Annotated in this window: 10 protein-coding genes and 1 tRNA gene; 8 read left to right on the forward strand and 3 right to left on the reverse strand. The window is 63.5% G+C overall.

Annotated elements, in window-relative coordinates; all coding sequences use genetic code 11:
* Positions 1 to 37: 37 nt before the first annotated feature.
* Positions 38 to 1,666, reverse strand: a complete 1,629-nt coding sequence (locus E8M01_RS19600; protein ID WP_136961668.1) for a long-chain-fatty-acid--CoA ligase — start codon at positions 1,664 to 1,666, stop codon at positions 38 to 40.
* A 248-nt stretch (positions 1,667 to 1,914) separates the two neighbouring features.
* On the opposite strand from E8M01_RS19600, the gene E8M01_RS19605 reads away from it, so the two are divergent.
* Positions 1,915 to 1,988 (forward strand) — tRNA-Gln (locus tag E8M01_RS19605).
* 181 nt (positions 1,989 to 2,169) lie between these two features.
* Complete coding sequence (locus tag E8M01_RS19610; RefSeq protein ID WP_136961669.1) at positions 2,170 to 4,461, forward strand: Tex family protein; 2,292 nt, start codon at positions 2,170 to 2,172, stop codon at positions 4,459 to 4,461.
* Positions 4,462 to 4,530: 69 nt separating this feature from the next.
* Here the strand turns inward: E8M01_RS19610 and E8M01_RS19615 are convergent, their stop codons facing one another.
* A complete protein-coding gene (locus tag E8M01_RS19615; protein ID WP_136961670.1) occupies positions 4,531 to 5,766 on the reverse strand; it encodes an MFS transporter in 1,236 nt (411 codons plus the stop codon).
* A gap of 179 nt (positions 5,767 to 5,945) precedes the next feature.
* Here E8M01_RS19615 and E8M01_RS19620 point away from each other — a divergent pair, with 179 nt between their 5' ends.
* Positions 5,946 to 6,833 carry a LysR family transcriptional regulator gene (locus E8M01_RS19620; protein ID WP_136961671.1) on the forward strand — a complete coding sequence of 296 codons (888 nt, stop codon included), beginning with the start codon at positions 5,946 to 5,948 and terminating at the stop codon, positions 6,831 to 6,833.
* 412 nt (positions 6,834 to 7,245) lie between these two features.
* On the opposite strand, the gene E8M01_RS19625 is transcribed toward E8M01_RS19620, so the two are convergent.
* Complete coding sequence (locus E8M01_RS19625; RefSeq protein ID WP_136961672.1) at positions 7,246 to 7,716, reverse strand: hypothetical protein; 471 nt, start codon at positions 7,714 to 7,716, stop codon at positions 7,246 to 7,248.
* Here E8M01_RS19625 and E8M01_RS19630 point away from each other — a divergent pair.
* From E8M01_RS19630 to E8M01_RS19650, 5 genes are all read left to right on the forward strand, one after another.
* Positions 7,702 to 8,988, forward strand: coding sequence for a DUF6212 domain-containing protein (locus tag E8M01_RS19630; RefSeq protein ID WP_136961673.1), 1,287 nt, complete (start codon positions 7,702 to 7,704; stop codon positions 8,986 to 8,988). The genes E8M01_RS19625 and E8M01_RS19630 overlap by 15 nt on opposite strands.
* A 29-nt stretch (positions 8,989 to 9,017) precedes the next feature.
* A complete protein-coding gene (locus E8M01_RS19635) occupies positions 9,018 to 11,699 on the forward strand; it encodes a glycosyltransferase (RefSeq protein ID WP_136961674.1) in 2,682 nt (893 codons plus the stop codon).
* A 918-nt stretch (positions 11,700 to 12,617) separates the two neighbouring features.
* Positions 12,618 to 13,757 (forward strand): Hint domain-containing protein, encoded by a 1,140-nt coding sequence (locus E8M01_RS19640; RefSeq protein ID WP_136961675.1) that lies wholly within the window; start codon positions 12,618 to 12,620, stop codon positions 13,755 to 13,757.
* 208 nt (positions 13,758 to 13,965) lie between these two features.
* Positions 13,966 to 14,916 (forward strand): hypothetical protein, encoded by a 951-nt coding sequence (locus E8M01_RS19645; protein ID WP_136961676.1) that lies wholly within the window; start codon positions 13,966 to 13,968, stop codon positions 14,914 to 14,916.
* Between the two features lie 43 nt (positions 14,917 to 14,959).
* Positions 14,960 to 16,084: a calcium-binding protein gene (locus tag E8M01_RS19650; protein WP_136961677.1), complete on the forward strand. Its 1,125-nt coding sequence runs from the start codon at positions 14,960 to 14,962 to the stop codon at positions 16,082 to 16,084.
* The last annotated feature ends 69 nt before the right edge of the window (positions 16,085 to 16,153 follow it).

Below are 16,153 nucleotides of genomic sequence, written 5' to 3' on the forward strand. Positions count from 1 at the left end.
GCAAGTTTCGATCCGATCGTGCGATCCGATCGTTCGATCAGGCCGTCGGCAGCCTGTAGTCCTTGAACCGGTCGCGCAGCGTCGTCTTCTGGATCTTCCCGGTGGCGGTGTGCGGGATCTCGTCGACCAGCACGACGTCATCGGGCAGCCACCATTTGGCGATCTTGCCTTCCATATAGGCGAGCAGGCTATCGCGGGTCGGCGACCGGCCGGCTTTCGGCACGATCACCAGGAGCGGCCGCTCGTCCCATTTCGGATGGACGATGCCGATCACCGCGGCTTCCGCGACGTCGGGGTGGCCGACCGCGATGTTTTCGATGTCGATCGAGGAGATCCATTCGCCGCCCGATTTGATCACGTCCTTCGACCGGTCGACGATGCGCATATAGCCGTAGGGGTCGATGGTCGAGACGTCGCCGGTGTCGAAGAAGCCGTTCTCGTCGAGGATGGTGCCACCCTCGCCACGGTAATATTCGCGCGCGACCGCGGGGCCGCGGACAACGAGGCGGCCGAAGACATGGCCGTCGCGGGCGAGTTCCTTGCCGCTGTCGTCGACGATCTTCATCTCGACGCCGAACGGCGGATGTCCGGTTGTCTCCTTGACGTCGAGCCAGGCGTCGCCGGTCAGCCCCTGGTATTCGGGTTTCAGCGAACAGACCGTGCCGAGCGGGCTCATCTCGGTCATGCCCCAGGCATGCAGCACCTCGACGTCATAGACGTCGCGGAACTTCTCGGTCACCGCGCGCGGACAGGCCGAGCCGCCGATGACCACCTTCTTCAGGTGCGGCAGCTTCTGGTCATTGGCTTCGAGCTGCTGCAGCAGCATCAGCCACACCGTCGGCACCGCAGCGGAATGGCTTACCTTATAGGTGTCGAGCAATTCGTAGATGCTGGCGCCGTCCATCTTCGGGCCGGGCATGACCATGGTGGTGCCCGACATCGGCGCGGTGAAGGCGAGCGACCAGCCATTGGCGTGGAACATCGGCACGACCGGCATCATCACGTCGCGCGAGGCGAGCCCGAACATGTCGGCATTGTTGACGCACATCGAGTGCAGCACGTTGGACCGATGGGAATAGACCACCCCCTTGGGGTTTCCCGTGGTGCCCGAGGTGTAGCACATGCCGGCGGCGGTGTTCTCGTCGAACGCGGCCCAGGTGAAATCGGCATCGACCTCGCTGATCCAGCTCTCATAAGCCACGGCATTGCGCAGCGTGGTCTGCGGCATGTGCTCGGCATCGGTCAGCACGATGAATTTTTCGACCAGCGGCAGGTGCTCCTGCAGCTTCTCCAGCAGCGGTACGAAGGTCAGGTCGGTCATGATCATGCGGTCGCCGGCATGATTGGCGATCCAGGCGATCTGTTCCGGGAACAGCCGCGGGTTGAGCGTGTGATAGACCGCGCCGATGCCGGTGATGCCATACCAGGCTTCCAGGTGCCGCCAGGTGTTCCAGGCGACCGTGCCGATGCGGTCGCCGAGCTTGACGCCGTCCTTGGTCAGGCGCTTGGCGACCCTCAGCGCATTGGTGCGGATGTCGGCGTAAGTGGTCTCGACGATCGGCCCCTCGACCGAGCGGGAAATGACCTTGCGGCCCGCGTGGTAGCGCCCGGCATGGTCGATGACCTTATGGATCAGAAGCGGCCAGTCCTGCATCAGGCCCAACATGAGCGTATCTCCACGGCATTTGCAGCGCTGTTTTCAGCGCCTTGTCGCTTGGGAAGCTAGTGCAGGTTCGGGAGCGCCGTCCACCCTTTCGAACAGCCGGGAAAGACTGTCGGATTTCCGACATTTGCCGTCTTTGCGCCGGTCACGCCGCGGCCTGGCCGCGCTTCGCCCACAGACAATCGCAAGAGGCCGTTGAACGATCGATCCGGCATCGCTATGGTCCGCGCCGCGAAGCCTGCTTCGCCCACTGGGTCGTCGTCTAATGGTAGGACTCGGGTTTTTGGTACCCGCTATCTAGGTTCGAATCCTAGCGACCCAGCCAAGGCCGTCTCATCACTTGAACGAGCTGACGCCATGCCCTGGCCGGGCACTCGATCCCCGGCTTTCGGACACAGCCGTGGTGACGCAGGAGCGCACAGCGCCCAGGGGGCCGCCGGGTCGGGCCATTGGCTCAGCCCTGTCGGCCATGGCATCACCGGGGGACGAAGTTTTAGGAGAATCGTATGTCGCGCCAAGCCATCCCCGCCATCATCGCCGCCGAGATCGCCTGCCGCGCCGAGCAGGTGATGGCGACGATCGCGCTGCTCGACGACGGTGCGACGGTCCCGTTCATCGCGCGCTACCGCAAGGAGGCGACAGGCGGTCTCGACGACATCCAGCTGCGCACGCTCGATGAGCGGCTGACCTATCTGCGCGACCTCGAGACGCGCCGCGAGGCGGTCATCAAGTCGGTTTCCGAACAGGGCAAGCTGACACCGGACCTGGAGGCCAAATTCCTCAAGGTGGCGACGAAGGCGGAACTCGAGGACCTCTACCTGCCGTTCCGGCCGAAGCGTCGCACCCGGGCGGAAATTGCCCGCGAGAACGGTCTCGGGCCGCTGGCGGAACGCATCCTCGCCGACCGGGACGTGGACCCGGCGGTGATCGCGGCGGCCTATCTCGGAGAAAAGGTCCCGGACGTGAAGGCGGCTCTCGACGGGGCTCGCGACATCGTCGCCGAGACCTTTGCCGAAAACGCCGTCACCGTCGGCCAGCTGCGCGAGCATATGCGACGGACCGGCGTGTTGCGGGCGAAGGTTGTCGCCGGCAAGGAGGCGGAAGGCGCGAAGTTTTCCGACTATTTCGACCATTCGGAGGCCTGGTCCAAGGCACCGAGCCATCGTGTCCTGGCGATGCTCAGGGCACGCAACGAGGGCGTCATCACCGTCGACCTCGAGGTCGATGCCGACGACCCTTCGCTGGTGAAGCGATCCGAGGCGATCGTCGCGGAAACCAACGGGGTCGTGCAGGCAGGCAAGGCGGGCGAATTTCTCGCAGCGGCTGCCCGGTGGGCATGGCGCGTGAAACTGTCCAACCAGCTGACCGGCGAACTCATGAACGACGCGCGCGAGCGCGCCGAAGAGGAGGCCATCAAGGTCTTTGCACGCAACCTCAAGGACCTTCTGCTGGCAGCGCCCGCCGGAGCCCGGGCGACCATGGGCCTGGATCCCGGCATACGGACGGGCGTCAAGGTCGCCGTGGTCGACGGCACCGGCCGCCTGCTCGAAACCGCCACCGTTTACCCGTTCCAGCCGAGGAATGATGTTCACGGGGCGATCCACACGCTGCGCTCGCTGATCGCCAAGCACGGCGTCCAGCTCGTCGCCATCGGCAACGGCACGGCGAGCCGGGAGACCGACAGGCTGACGGCTGATGTCATCGGCAACATGCCGGAGCCGCGACCGATCAAGGTCGTCGTCAGCGAGGCCGGGGCCTCGATCTACTCGGCATCGGCGGTCGCATCGGCCGAGATGCCTGATGTCGACGTATCGCTCCGGGGCGCGGTGTCGATCGCCAGGCGGCTTCAGGATCCGCTGGCCGAACTCGTGAAGATCGACCCGAAGTCGATCGGCGTCGGCCAGTACCAGCACGATGTCGACCAGTACCGCCTCGCCAAGACGCTCGACGCCGTCGTCGAGGATGCCGTGAACGCCGTCGGCGTCGATTTGAACACGGCCTCGGCGCCGCTGCTTGCCCGGGTCTCAGGCCTCGGCGCCCATATCGCGGAAGCGGTGGTTGCCCACCGTGACGCCAATGGTCCCTTCGCCTCGCGCAAACAGATCATGAAAGTGCCCCGCCTCGGCGAGAAAACCTTCCAGCTCTGCGCCGGTTTCCTGAGGGTGCCTGATGGCACGGAGCCGCTGGATGCCTCGGCGGTCCATCCGGAAGCCTATCCCGTGGTTCGGCGCATCGTCGCAGCCTGCGGTCGCGACGTGCGCTCCCTGATCGGCGACAAGGCCGCGCTCAAAGGGCTCGACCCGCGGAAGTTCGTGGACGAGTCTTTCGGCCTGCCGACGGTCAAGGACATTATCGCCGAGCTCGAAAAACCGGGACGCGATCCGCGCCCGGGCTTCAAGACGGCGACCTTCGCTGATGGCGTGAACGAAATAGGCGATCTGAGGCCCGGCATGGTGTTGGAAGGGACGGTGACCAACGTCGCGGCCTTCGGTGCCTTCGTGGATGTCGGCGTGCACCAGGATGGCCTGGTTCACGTCTCCCAGATCGCCGACCGTTTCGTGAAGGACCCGTCCGATATCGTCAAGGCAGGCGACGTGGTTCAGGTGCGGGTCATCGAGGTCGACGTGCCGCGCAAGCGAATTTCGCTGACGATGCGAAAGGATGACGGCGGGGTCCCGGCCCGGCAACCCGAAGCCAAGGCGCGCGCCGGCGGCCATAAGCGTTCGCCGACGCCGACCGGGCAGGATGGAGCCGGTGCCTTCGGAGCGGCTTTGGCGGAGGCCATGCGGAGGCGATAGGCGAAGCCGCATGGCAGGCCGATCGGGGAGGCGCCTTCGCCCCCGAGGCCGTCTATCCTGACCGGATCGTCATCCGGGATCTTCGCCCGGAAACCCGTGAGTCCTCGCCGACCACGCGACCATCAGTGTCGCGGCCAGCAGGGCGACGAGCGCCCAGGGGAATGACCGGACACCCAGGGTTTCCAAGAGGATGCCGCCGATCAGCCCGCCGCCGGCGATCGCGATGTTCCAGACGGTGACGATCATCGATTGCGCGACATCGGCGGCGTCGCCCGCGGTCTTGGCGGAGGCCGTCTGGAACAGCGTTGCCGCGCCGCCGTAACCAAGACCCCAGACACCGACAGCGACATAGAGGGCGGCCGGAGCCGCGCCGCCGAGGCCAAGCGCCAGCGCGGCGAATGCGAACAGGGCAGTGCTGACCAGCACCAGTTCGCGCAGCCAGCGGTCGATCAGGATCCCGACGATCCAGATGGCGGCCAGTGCCGCGACGCCGAAGATCAGCAGGACGATGTCGACCCTGTCGGTGAGGCCGGCCGGAACCAGGAAGGGCGCGATATAGGTGTAGAGAATGTTGTGCGCGAGCACGAAGGCCAGCGTGACGAACAGCACCGGGCGGATGCCCGGCAACCTGAACACCTTGCCGATCGGCAGGCGCTTGTCCGCCGCCTGGCCGGGAAAGTCGGGAACCGTGGTGAGAACCCAGCCGATCAGGATGAGGGTGAGGCCGCTCATGATGCCGAAGGTGACGCGCCAGCCGACGGCAGCGCCGAGGAAGGTGCCGGCGGGAATGCCGAGCGACAGGGCGAGCGGGATGCCGACCATGGCAACCGCGATGGCGCGGCCCTTGAGATGGTCCGGCACCATGCGGCCGGCATAACCGGCGACGAGCGCCCACAGGAGCCCGGCGAACACGCCGGCAAGGAACCTGGCGCCAAGGGTCAGGGCATAGCTGGTCGATACCGCGGTCACCGTATTCACGATCGCGAAGCCGCCGATCGCGATGATGAGCAGCGGGCGCCGCCGCCAGCCCCGTGTTGCCGCGGTCAGCGGGATGGCCGAGACCAGGGTGCCAAGGGCGTAGACCGTGACAAGCTGGCCGATCAGCGCCTCCGATAGGCCAAGACCGGTGCTCATTTGCGGCAGCAGGCCTGCCGGCAGCGCCTCGGTGAGCACGGTGATGAAGCTCGCCATCGCCAAGGCGAGCAAGCCGGCCAAGGGAAGGCGGTTTGCCCGCGCTGGATCCGCCGAACAGTGCCGGTTCTTGCAGGCCTTCGCGCCGCCGTCGGTCGTGGTCGTTGAGGTCATGAAAGCTGCCTGCCAAAGGAGTTGAACGCCGCGGGCCGGGGGGGAAGCCATGCCCCAGGGGGGCGATGTCATTCCGGCGGCGTCGACGGCAGGCACGATAAGGCGTCTCGAAATTAGGGAGAATTGCGCTACAGTTCCTCACACATCGGACAGATCTGTCCGGAATAGAGATGTCGTGAATGGACAGCCTCGGCTCGCTCAACGCCTTCGTTCAGGCCGCCGAAACCCGCAGCTTCACGGCGGCGGGACGGCAGCTCGGCATATCGTCCTCGGCCGTCGGCAAGGCGGTTGCGCGGCTGGAGCAACGGCTCGGCGTCCGGCTGTTCCATCGCTCGACGCGCACGATCACGCTGACGCCGGAAGGCGCATGTTTCCTCGATCGCTGCCGGCGCATCGTCTTGGAGATCGAGGCGGCCGAGCTGGAGCTGGCGCAGACGCAGGGCGCGCCGCGCGGCAGGCTGCGCGTCAGTCTGCCGTTGGCCAGCATGCTGATGATGCCGGCGCTGAGCGCCTTCATGCGGGCCTATCCCGAGATCGAGCTCGATCTCGACTTCACCGACCGGCTTGTCGACGTCATCGACGAAGGCTTCGATGCCGTGGTGCGCGCGGGCGAGGTCAGCGATTTGCGCCTGATGACCCGCGCCCTGGGCACCTTCCGGCTCAAGCTCGTCGGTTCGCCCGGCTATTTCGCGTCGCGCGGCGTGCCGCGGAAACCCGACGACCTCAGGTCTCACGCCTGTCTGCTGCATCGTTACCCGACCACCGGCAAGTTCGAGCGCTGGCCGCTGCGCCGCGGGGCCAAGGACATCGAGATCGACCTGCCGACGACAGCGGTGGTGAACACGATCGAGCCGCTGATCGCCATGGCCGAGCAGGGGCTCGGCATCGCCTGCCTGCCGGACTTCGCGATTCGTCGCCAGCTCGACGACGGCACGCTTGTCACCGTGCTCGACGATTGCCTGCACCATGCCGGCACGTTCCGGATGCTGTGGCCGTCGAGCCGCTACCTGTCGCCGAAGCTCAGGGTCTTCGTCGACTTCATGGCACAGAACCTGTTCACCGGCTGAGCCGCGTCCGGCGTCATCGCGTTCTTTCAGGCATGAACGGTCGTCGCGCTGACGGCAGGCGAAAATGCGCCGAAACAGGTCGCATTCCGACCTGCGAAGGGCGCGGCACATTCCAGCAAATACCGGAGGTTGCGGCCGCGCAAGTCGCTCTCTTGCCCGTCGTTGAGGCATATGGCGGCGCGCTGCTCACAAAAGTGGCGCAATTGAGTTGTATTGGATCAAGATGGATTTTCTCTAATCTTGGGAAAATCCTATATTATCAAATTGATAGAACGCGAATGAGGCGAGTTTCCATCTATCTCGCCGCATGTCTTCGACGTCGCACTGGAAATGCTTGAAAGATGTCCAGAGATGGTCGATGTTCGGCGTCGCCTGTCGCGAGTTCCTTTCGCAGCGGCGCCTCCGCCAACCATCACCCGACACGTGCCCTCATATCGCCGTCCCAGACGGTTTGGAGCGCATTTGCCTGAGCAAAAAAATGTAATGAGCGAATGATAGGTCGTGTTCCCCGAGGGGCGTCATGCGTGCCGAAACGCCCCCGCAATCGTCGTCTTTCGTCGAAAGCCCAACCCTGGGGGATGTCGATGGCGCCGAGACTGGCACGAGAAATGCTGAACAACGCAGCACCGGCTTCTGGCCCGAACAGGCCCGGCGCCAGCATCGATAGTGGGGTAGCATGTTGCGACTGGCGGTGATCACGACTGCACGTGTCGACCAGATCGTCACGAACGGGGCTGACAGTCTTTTCGACCCGATTTTCGTCAATGCCGATCATGAGCTCATTGATTCGAAACGGCAGCCGTTCGCGCTCCAATCGGCCCTGAACACGCCTTGCGTCGCTCTTGTCGGCTGGTCGGAGGCCGATGCGGTGACGCTGGAGCATATTCAGGAACGCCTCGTCGCAGCCAAGGCGGCGATCATTCCGGACATCGTGATCCTCGAGGATTTGCCCTCGTGGGAATCGATGATGCTGGGGGTCGCGCACTGCCTCGAACAGTTCATCTTGCTGCAGTCCAAGCTGATCGGACAGCAGACGCGCGATCTCTTGGAACTGCGCCGGCACCATGACGCCTTGCAGGAGAGTTTCTCGGGCGTCGAGCGCTATCTCGCCGAACGCGTCGTGCCGATGCTCGAAGAGGCCTTCGTCTGCGAACCGGAGCAGGCGCTTGCACTGGGCGAGTTCAAGCCGACCTCGGCACGTTCGAAGCGTCGCCAATACCTGCCTGTCTCGACCAAGACGCTGGGCGCGGTCGCGGTTCACGTGGCCGAGGCCGACCCGGCGGCATCGGGCCATTTCGTCGCCGAGATCTTCATTCCCGAGTTGAACAGGTCGATCGGGTCCTGGCGCATCCCGGTGGCCTTCCTGCAGCGCGGCTGGATGACGCTTGGCCTGCAGCGGACCTTTGGCGGCCTGCCGAAAAGCGCACACCTGATGATCTGGTGCGACGGCGATGCCGGCCGGGCGAAGCTGTCGCTTGGACCGGTCAACCCGCTGCCGCTCTACCAGCTGTCGGCGAGCACCGGCGAACCGACGGTTGCGCGCTCCCTGGCGCTGCGTGTCTTCATCGCGCTTCCCGGTGTCGAGCTGAAACACGATGAGCTGTCATTCCTGCCCGATGAGGTGGTCGGCGGAACGCGGCCGCCACCGCCGCGCCTCAACCGGCAGGCCATTCCGCTGTCACAGCTGCAGTCGCCGCGGCTGGTACGGCCGAAAGGCGCCGAAGATCAGGATTTCGACCTGGTACGGCTGATCGAGGCGCAAGGCGCGGTTCTTGTGCATCCGCGCCGCGACGAACCGACGATCGCATTCTGCGAACATTGCATTCCGCCCGGCGCCATCAAGATCATGGCCGACATCATGGTCGACAATCCGGCGGCGCAGACCGTCGGCTTCCGCCTGGGCGTCGTCGGGTCCGCGCCGGTCGACCGCGTCGACATGCATATGGTGGGCGCGGAGCAGTTCGCGTCGTCGTCGCTGCATATCTCGGACTGGACCTTCGTCGGGCCGGGGCGGCAGCTGAGCATCACGCTGCCGCTTGATCCGCCAATCGGCCCGGAAGGCGCGTCGCTGCTGCTGGCGACCCGCATGCCCGATCAGATGTCGGCCGATTTCGCCTGGGCGAAGTTCATGCGGCTGCGCGTCGAGCTCGCCTGATTTTTCGAGACGGAACCAGAGGTGCGACTTTGGACAGCCTGAACATCCCGGATTCCATGATCAGCGGCACGGTTGACGCGCTGCCGGAAAGGCGCGGCGCCGGGCCGGTCATCGCCGTCGTCATCCCGGTCTTCAAACATTCGGTTTTCCTGGCCGAGGCGGTGCAGTCGATCCAGGCGCAGCAGGCCGATTTTCCGATCGTGACGATCATCGTCGATGACGGCTGTCCCTTCGTCGAGACGGCGGTGATGGGCTCGAGCTTGGCGATGGCCTATGACAACGTCGTCTACCTGCGCAAGGTCAATGGCGGCCTGAGCTCCGCGCGCAATCACGGCATCGACCATGCCCTGACCCATTTTCCGTCCTTGCGGGCGATCTATTTCCTCGACGCCGACAACCGGGTCAGCCCGACGACGCTGGCCTCGTGCCTGGCGCTGCTCGATCCCGACAACGGCGTCGGCTGGATCTACCCGAATGTCGACAAGTTCGGCGCGGAATGGAACGGCAATTACACCGGATCCTATTCCAAGCTGGTGCATTGCCTGTTCGACAATATCTGTGAGGCGGGCAGCCTGGTCTCGCGCGCCGTCTTCGACGCGGGCGTCCGTTATGACGAGGGGATGAAACAGGGCTGCGAGGACTGGGAGTTCTGGCTCCAGTGCCTCGACCATGGCTTCACCGGCCTCAACAATCCGCATTTCGGGTTCGAGTACCGGATGCGCGGCGAGAGCATGGTGAGCGACACCGCCCGCGACATTTCCGGCATCAAGCAATACATGTTCAAGAAACATCCGGGCCTGTTCTCGACCAGCGCCCTGATGACGCTCGAACACCAGGAATCGCCGCGATTCCTGTGCATCTCGCCGCCCACCGATCAAGCCGCGGCCTTCACCGATCCGACCGTCGACCATCCCGTCATGTCCCATGACCTGGCGATCGCCTCGTTGTATCGCGGGCTCTTCGAACCCGACAGCTACGGCACGCCGCAGACGGTGATCTGGCTGCGCAAGGAACTGCTCGACGCGCTCAAGCGGACGAGCCTGGTCTGGACATTGTTCCACAACATCGAGAAAGCGCTGCCGCAGGCCAATTTCCTCTGCTTGCGTTTCGTCTCCTCGCCCGATGAAATCTCCATCGAGTTCAAGGAGATCGGCGAGGCCCACGAGATGCCGCGGCGGGTCCACGGCTGGGCCTGTTCGCAGGCCATTCTCAAGCAATGCGTCACCGATCCGTCGCGTGACTGGGTCGGCTCGCTGTCCGAGCGGCGCCCGTCGCCGACGGTGATCGAGATGACGGTGCGTGTTCCCATCGCCGAGCAGTTCCTGGCGAAATATTTCCTGCCGCTGCCGCTGGCCGTGCTGGCCACCATCGAAGTCGCCGACGATCTCGGTCTGTCGCTGGCCGATCAACCGCGGTGGAGCTGGCGCGAAGCCTATTACCCGACCGTCAAGGAGCGGCCGGCGCTGATCGAGGCGCATCTCGGCGCCGAGAGCCTCTTGCCGATGATCCGTTCGGCCGACCGGCCGCAAGTCGGCATCGCCCTGCCGATCGCCGCTTATGGCGGGGTCGAGCGAGTGGCCTTTGCGGTCGCGAAGGTCCTGAAGGACTGGGGTTGCGACGTCCATCTCTATTGTTTCGGCAAGCCGAATGTGAAGACCTACAAGGGCCAGGCGAGCGTCTTCAAGAGCATCAATTTCTTCAATGAGCCCGGCTACAATCTCTGGGGCGGGTCGCGGCCGTTCATGGGCCATGAGCTGAGGATGGAATGGGACGACGCGGCGCGCGCCAAGAAGGTGCTTGGTTTCCTCGGCTCGCTCGATGTCCTCATCAACTGCCAGGTGGCGCCGCTCAACGCGATCCTGGGCACGATCCGCCGGCGCGGGGTCAAGACCGTCTCCCATGTCCATGTCATCGATCAGACCTATTTCGGCCGCTCGGTCGGCCACCCCTATCTGACGCTCGGCTTCGAACATGCCCATGACATGATCCTGACCTGCTCGCAGGCGCTGAAGGACTGGTTTCACGGGATGGGTGTTCCCGACGAAAAGGTCATCCACATTCCCAATGCCGGCGCCTACACGCCGCCCGACTACAAGGCCCAGTCGGAACTTGCCCGGCGCCGGCGTGCGCTGAAGCCCGATCGGCCGGTCAAGGCGCTGTTTGCCGGCCGGCTCGACGCGCAGAAGGGCGTCGAGCGCCTGCTGGCGCTGGCCAAGGCCGGCCAGGAGCGCGGCCTCGCCATATCCTGGCGCCTGATCGGCTCGGAACTCATCAATGCCAATGGCCGGCAACGCTGGAAAAGCGCCTTCAGCGCGCTCGGCATCGCCGTCGAGGACCCGATCTACGATCCGCAGAAGCTCTGTGACGTCTATCGGGATGCCGACATGCTGATCATGACGTCGCGCTGGGAGGGGGCGCCGCTTGCCATCATCGAGGCCCAGCGCTTCGGCTGCATTCCGGTCGCGACCGATGTCGGCGCGGTGGCCGAACTGATCGACGACGGGGTTGACGGTTTCGTCATCCCCGATGGCCCGGACGAGACGGTGGTCGAGGCATTTCTCGAGCGCGTCGGCGGCCTGGCTGGCGACCCCGGGCGGCTTGCACCGATGGCCGAGCGGGCCATCGCCCGGGCGTCCGAAGCGGAGTGGACGAAGAGTTGTGCGCCGTTCCTGGCGCAGATGGACAAGTGGTTTCCCAAGGCCCGGCCTTAGGGCCGGGCGCGGCAGGCACGGCGGACCCGACCGTCAAGCCTGTCAGCGTGCCGCAAGCTTCGGGTCATCCGCCCGAAAATGCGCGCCTCGCCGACGCCCCGGTGGAGTCCGGCACTTGGAAGCGCCTGGCGCCGAAATCAGCGGTCTTGCTTCAAGCTGCAATTCCGCCGGATCCATATCCGTAGCCGGCTTATTTATCAGGTCGTCATGTGGCTGTCTGACCGGGACCTGATTTTTTTGCGCCGCATCACCTGCGCGGCCAAGCCGAAAACCGGGCCCTCACGGAAATGGTTGGCTCCGCAATGCTGACAAACGTGGAACAGGAATCCCCGGTTGTCCGATCTGACAAATAGCCGGAACACCAACGGGGCGATCGCATGGAAACGCGCAGAAAATTATGCCGTCTTCCGCAGGTGGGATCTTTTTTGGCTTTGATAACCAGGGTGCGGCGCAGCATAATAATACCACCAGACCCTAAGGCAACTCGAGTAGTTATGCCTTTAAAATTGAGCTAATGGGATCCGGAAATTAATATTAAGGCTATAAAATAGGCTTGTTACAGGTAGAGTAGTGATAGATCAGACGTTAATCCCATAATGAAATAGAGAATATTTCATATCAAATAACGAACAATCATGTGTTCTGGCTATTCGTGCTGTTTGTAACGAAATTATGACATCAGAGAAAGTAAAATGGAAAGATAGTCAAAATATTAGGCAATCAAATTGAGCGGATTTGTCGCGTACAGACAATCTAGACTTGGCTCATCCCATATTTGACTAAAGTTGTCGCAGTCTGGACATAATTGATCACAATGACTCCTCTTTACAGTACTGGATGGGTTTGTTAGCCTTTTGTCAGGTACCGAGATCGGTGCGCCCATACCATTTTTTGCATCGCACATAAGGAGTCTGTGCAATGGCGATAGGTACGAGCGGTGACGACGACCTGATAGGCACGCCGGGGGTCGATATCATCAACGGCGGTGAAGGCGACGATACCATTCGCGGTCGTGCGGGGGCTGACACCCTCAACGGCGATGCCGGCGACGACGAGCTTCACGGCGGTTCCGGCCGCGACACGCTTTCGGGTGGTGAAGGCGACGACGAGCTTTATGGGGATGCCGGTCGCGACCTGCTTTCGGGTGGCGCCGGCGACGACGAACTGCATGGCGGCGCTGGCCGCGACACGCTCTCCGGCGGTGCCGGCGATGACTTCCTGTCCGGTGGCTCCGGCGCGGATATCCTGAACGGCGGCAGCGGTGACGACGCCCTCGAAGGCGGCGCCGGCCGGGATCGCTTCGTCTTTGGTGGTCAGTTTGGTGGCGACACGATTCTCGACTTCCAGAACAATGATCGGATCGAGCTGTCGGATCTGACGTCCTATTCGATCTCGCAGGACGGCGAGGACGTCCTGATCACCACCGGCAGCGGGTCCATTCTCGTCAAGGACGCGACCGTGCAGCAGGTGGCGAGCCGGATCGAGGTTGCCTGTCTGGTGCGGGGCACGCTTGTCCGCACTCCCAGCGGCGAGGTCGCGGTCGAAACGATCGCGATCGGCGATGAGGTGATCACCGTCGACGGCGCCGGCGCCAAGGTGAAGTGGATCGGCAAGCGGGCCTATTCGCGCAGCTTCCTCGAAGCCAATGACAAGATTACCCCGGTGCTCATCACGGCCGGCGCGCTCGGCCGGCATGGCCCGGAGCGGGACCTGATGGTCTCCCCGGAGCATGCGGTGCTGATCGACAGCACGCTGGTTCCCGCAGGCCTGCTGGCTGACGGCAATGCCATCCGTCAGGTCCGGGACTTCGACGTGGTCGAGTACTTCCATCTGGAGTTCGACGAGCCGCAGGTCATCATGACCAATGGTGCGGCGACCGAGAGCTTCGTCGACCAGGGCAACCGGCGCATGTTCGCCAACTATGCCGAATATGCCGCGCTCTACGGCGAGCCCGAACCGGCTGCGTCGCGCCTGCGGCGCTTCGAGCTGGTCGACAGCGGTCCCGGACTCCAGCGGATTCGCGAGCGGCTCGCCGCAAATGTCGCTTCGGCGGCGTGAAGTCTATAATTGCTTAATAAACTGATAACGCGAGCTTTCGATTCAAGTAGTAACCAAATCGAAGGCTCGCGTTCATTAATAGGCGGGGAAAAAGTAAATACACGTAAAGATTAATTGCCTTCGATCCTCGAAGTAGTCATGTTTTGATACGCCTTGATATTGGCGATGTATTGCCAATCTTGGCGCAACAATAATGATGGGGGCGTCAGTGCTTGTCTCGCGTGCTAGTCAAAATACTGGGGGAGAGCGGCGCGACCTGCGCATTCCGCGCGGTATCGTCATCGTCCGCTACGCTGCCTCGAAGGGTGGCCGGGCTGCGCCCAGTCTTGTCCTGACGGTGCCGCGCGGCTCCGGCGCGGAGCTGATCGACCTGACCGAACGGGCCGAGCAGACGCTGGCCAAGCCAGGTGCCGCGACCGTCGTGCGGGCCCAGCGCGACACCACGATCTCCCTGGAAGTGGTGCCGAGCCAGATCGGCGGCAGCCTGGACGCCGAAGTTCATATCGAACGGATGACCGCGGCCATCACGCAGCCGGACGACCGCCGGCCGCCGGCGGCGCCCGTCGTCGTTTCGTCGGACGCCATCGCCGATCTTCAGGTCCTGGCTCATGTTTCGCGGCGCGGCGACATTCTGGTCGGCAGCGGTGAATGGATTTGCGGGCCGCAGGTTCCGATGTCGATCGAGGGCATCGAGATCCGCCTGGGCCGTCTGGCTCCCGACCTGGACATCATGGTCTCCGGCTCCGCCAGGAGCAAATTGCCGGTCAACTTTCCGGTGTCGTCGTCGGGCACCTTCATCGGCAGCCGCGGTCGCGCGGCGCCGCTGACGACGCTGACCTTTTCGTTGATCGGCCGAGCCGCTTCGGCCTTTCAGCTGTCAGTCGACGCGCTGTTTCTTGCCGCACCGGTCGTATCGAGACTCGGCAACTCGATCGAGCTCTCGGGTCCGACCGGAAACGAACCTCTGGTTGGCCTTCGCCTCGCGCTGCGGGCGATCGGTCAATCAGGTGTGCAAGTGCCCTCGATCCGGCCGGTGGCGGTTCCGCCGCCCAAGCTGGTCACAGGGGGTGCAAACCAGGGAGACGTCTCAGGGACTATTGCGGCCGGTTCTGCCGGGCGCGTTCGGGTATTTAGGGCCTCACGTCTGCGGGGCAATTAGGGTCAGGTGAGCGTAACCGCTTGGTCAAAAAGGGAGTGCCAATATGGCAACTTACGACTACACCCAACCCCAGTTGAATGAAAAATTGAGTTCAACCGGGACGTTTTCTGAAGCTGATGTTGATGCCATCCTGAAGGGTCTGGAAGACGGCGGCGTATTTGCTGCCGGAAGTACGGCGGGCGAACTTGGCCGTGGGGAAAGCCTTTTCATCGGCGATCCCTCTCAGTCGGATGACGAGGAATTCCTTCTTTACGAAGGTGATCCGACTGGGCCGGTCAATATCACCGGCGACAACAAGTACGTCATCTTTGAAACCACCAATAACGTCGAAGCGAACATCACCGTATCGGGCTCCACGGTTGTGGCGACCGGTGCAGGCGATGACGTCATCACCAGCCATGGCGCGAGCGCTGACTACATCGTCGCCGGTGACGGCGAGAACGTGGTCAACACTGGGGCCGGGGCCGATACGGTCATTTCCGGCTCAGGCAATGACACCGTCGATGCCGGTGCAGGAAACGATTGGGTCTCGACCGGCGACGGCGACGACCTGATCGCGGGTGGCAGCGGCAATGACACGCTGCTCGGCGGCGCCGGCGACGATACCGTCAGCGGCGGCTCGGGCAACGACTCCATCGAGACGGGGTCGGGCGACAACAGCGTCGAGGCCGGAAGCGGCGATGACTCGGTGCTCGGCGGTTCGGGCAATGACACCATCAGCGGTGGCTCGGGCGACGACAGCATCACCACTGGCGGCGGCGACAACAGCGTCGATGCCGGCAGCGGCAACGACTCGGTGCTCGGTGGTTCGGGCAACGACACCATCTTCGGCGGCGCCGGCGACGACACTCTCATTGGTGGCGGCGGCGACAATGTCATCGATGGCGGTTCCGGTGCTGACGTGATCACGGGCTTCAGCGGCAATGATTCGCTGCTTGGTGGCTCTGGTAACGACAACTTCTACAGCAACACCGAAGGCGGTATTCTCGGTCACGACACCATCTTCGGTGGCTCGGGCAGCGATACCATCTACATCGATCATCTCGAGAGCGATATCGCAGAAGGCGGATTGGTCGTGTCTGGTTCCTCGACCGAGATCACCTTCAACAACGGCGATACGCTCAAGATCTTCGACGTCGAGCAAATCGTCTTCAAGACCACGCATTGATCATCCGGGGTATCGTTTTCCCCGAACGCAAACTTGGGAGAGGGGTCCATTTGGACCTCTCTTTCATTT

It is taken from the genome of Phreatobacter stygius, from assembly GCF_005144885.1.
Classification (GTDB): Bacteria; Pseudomonadota; Alphaproteobacteria; order Rhizobiales; family Phreatobacteraceae; genus Phreatobacter; species Phreatobacter stygius.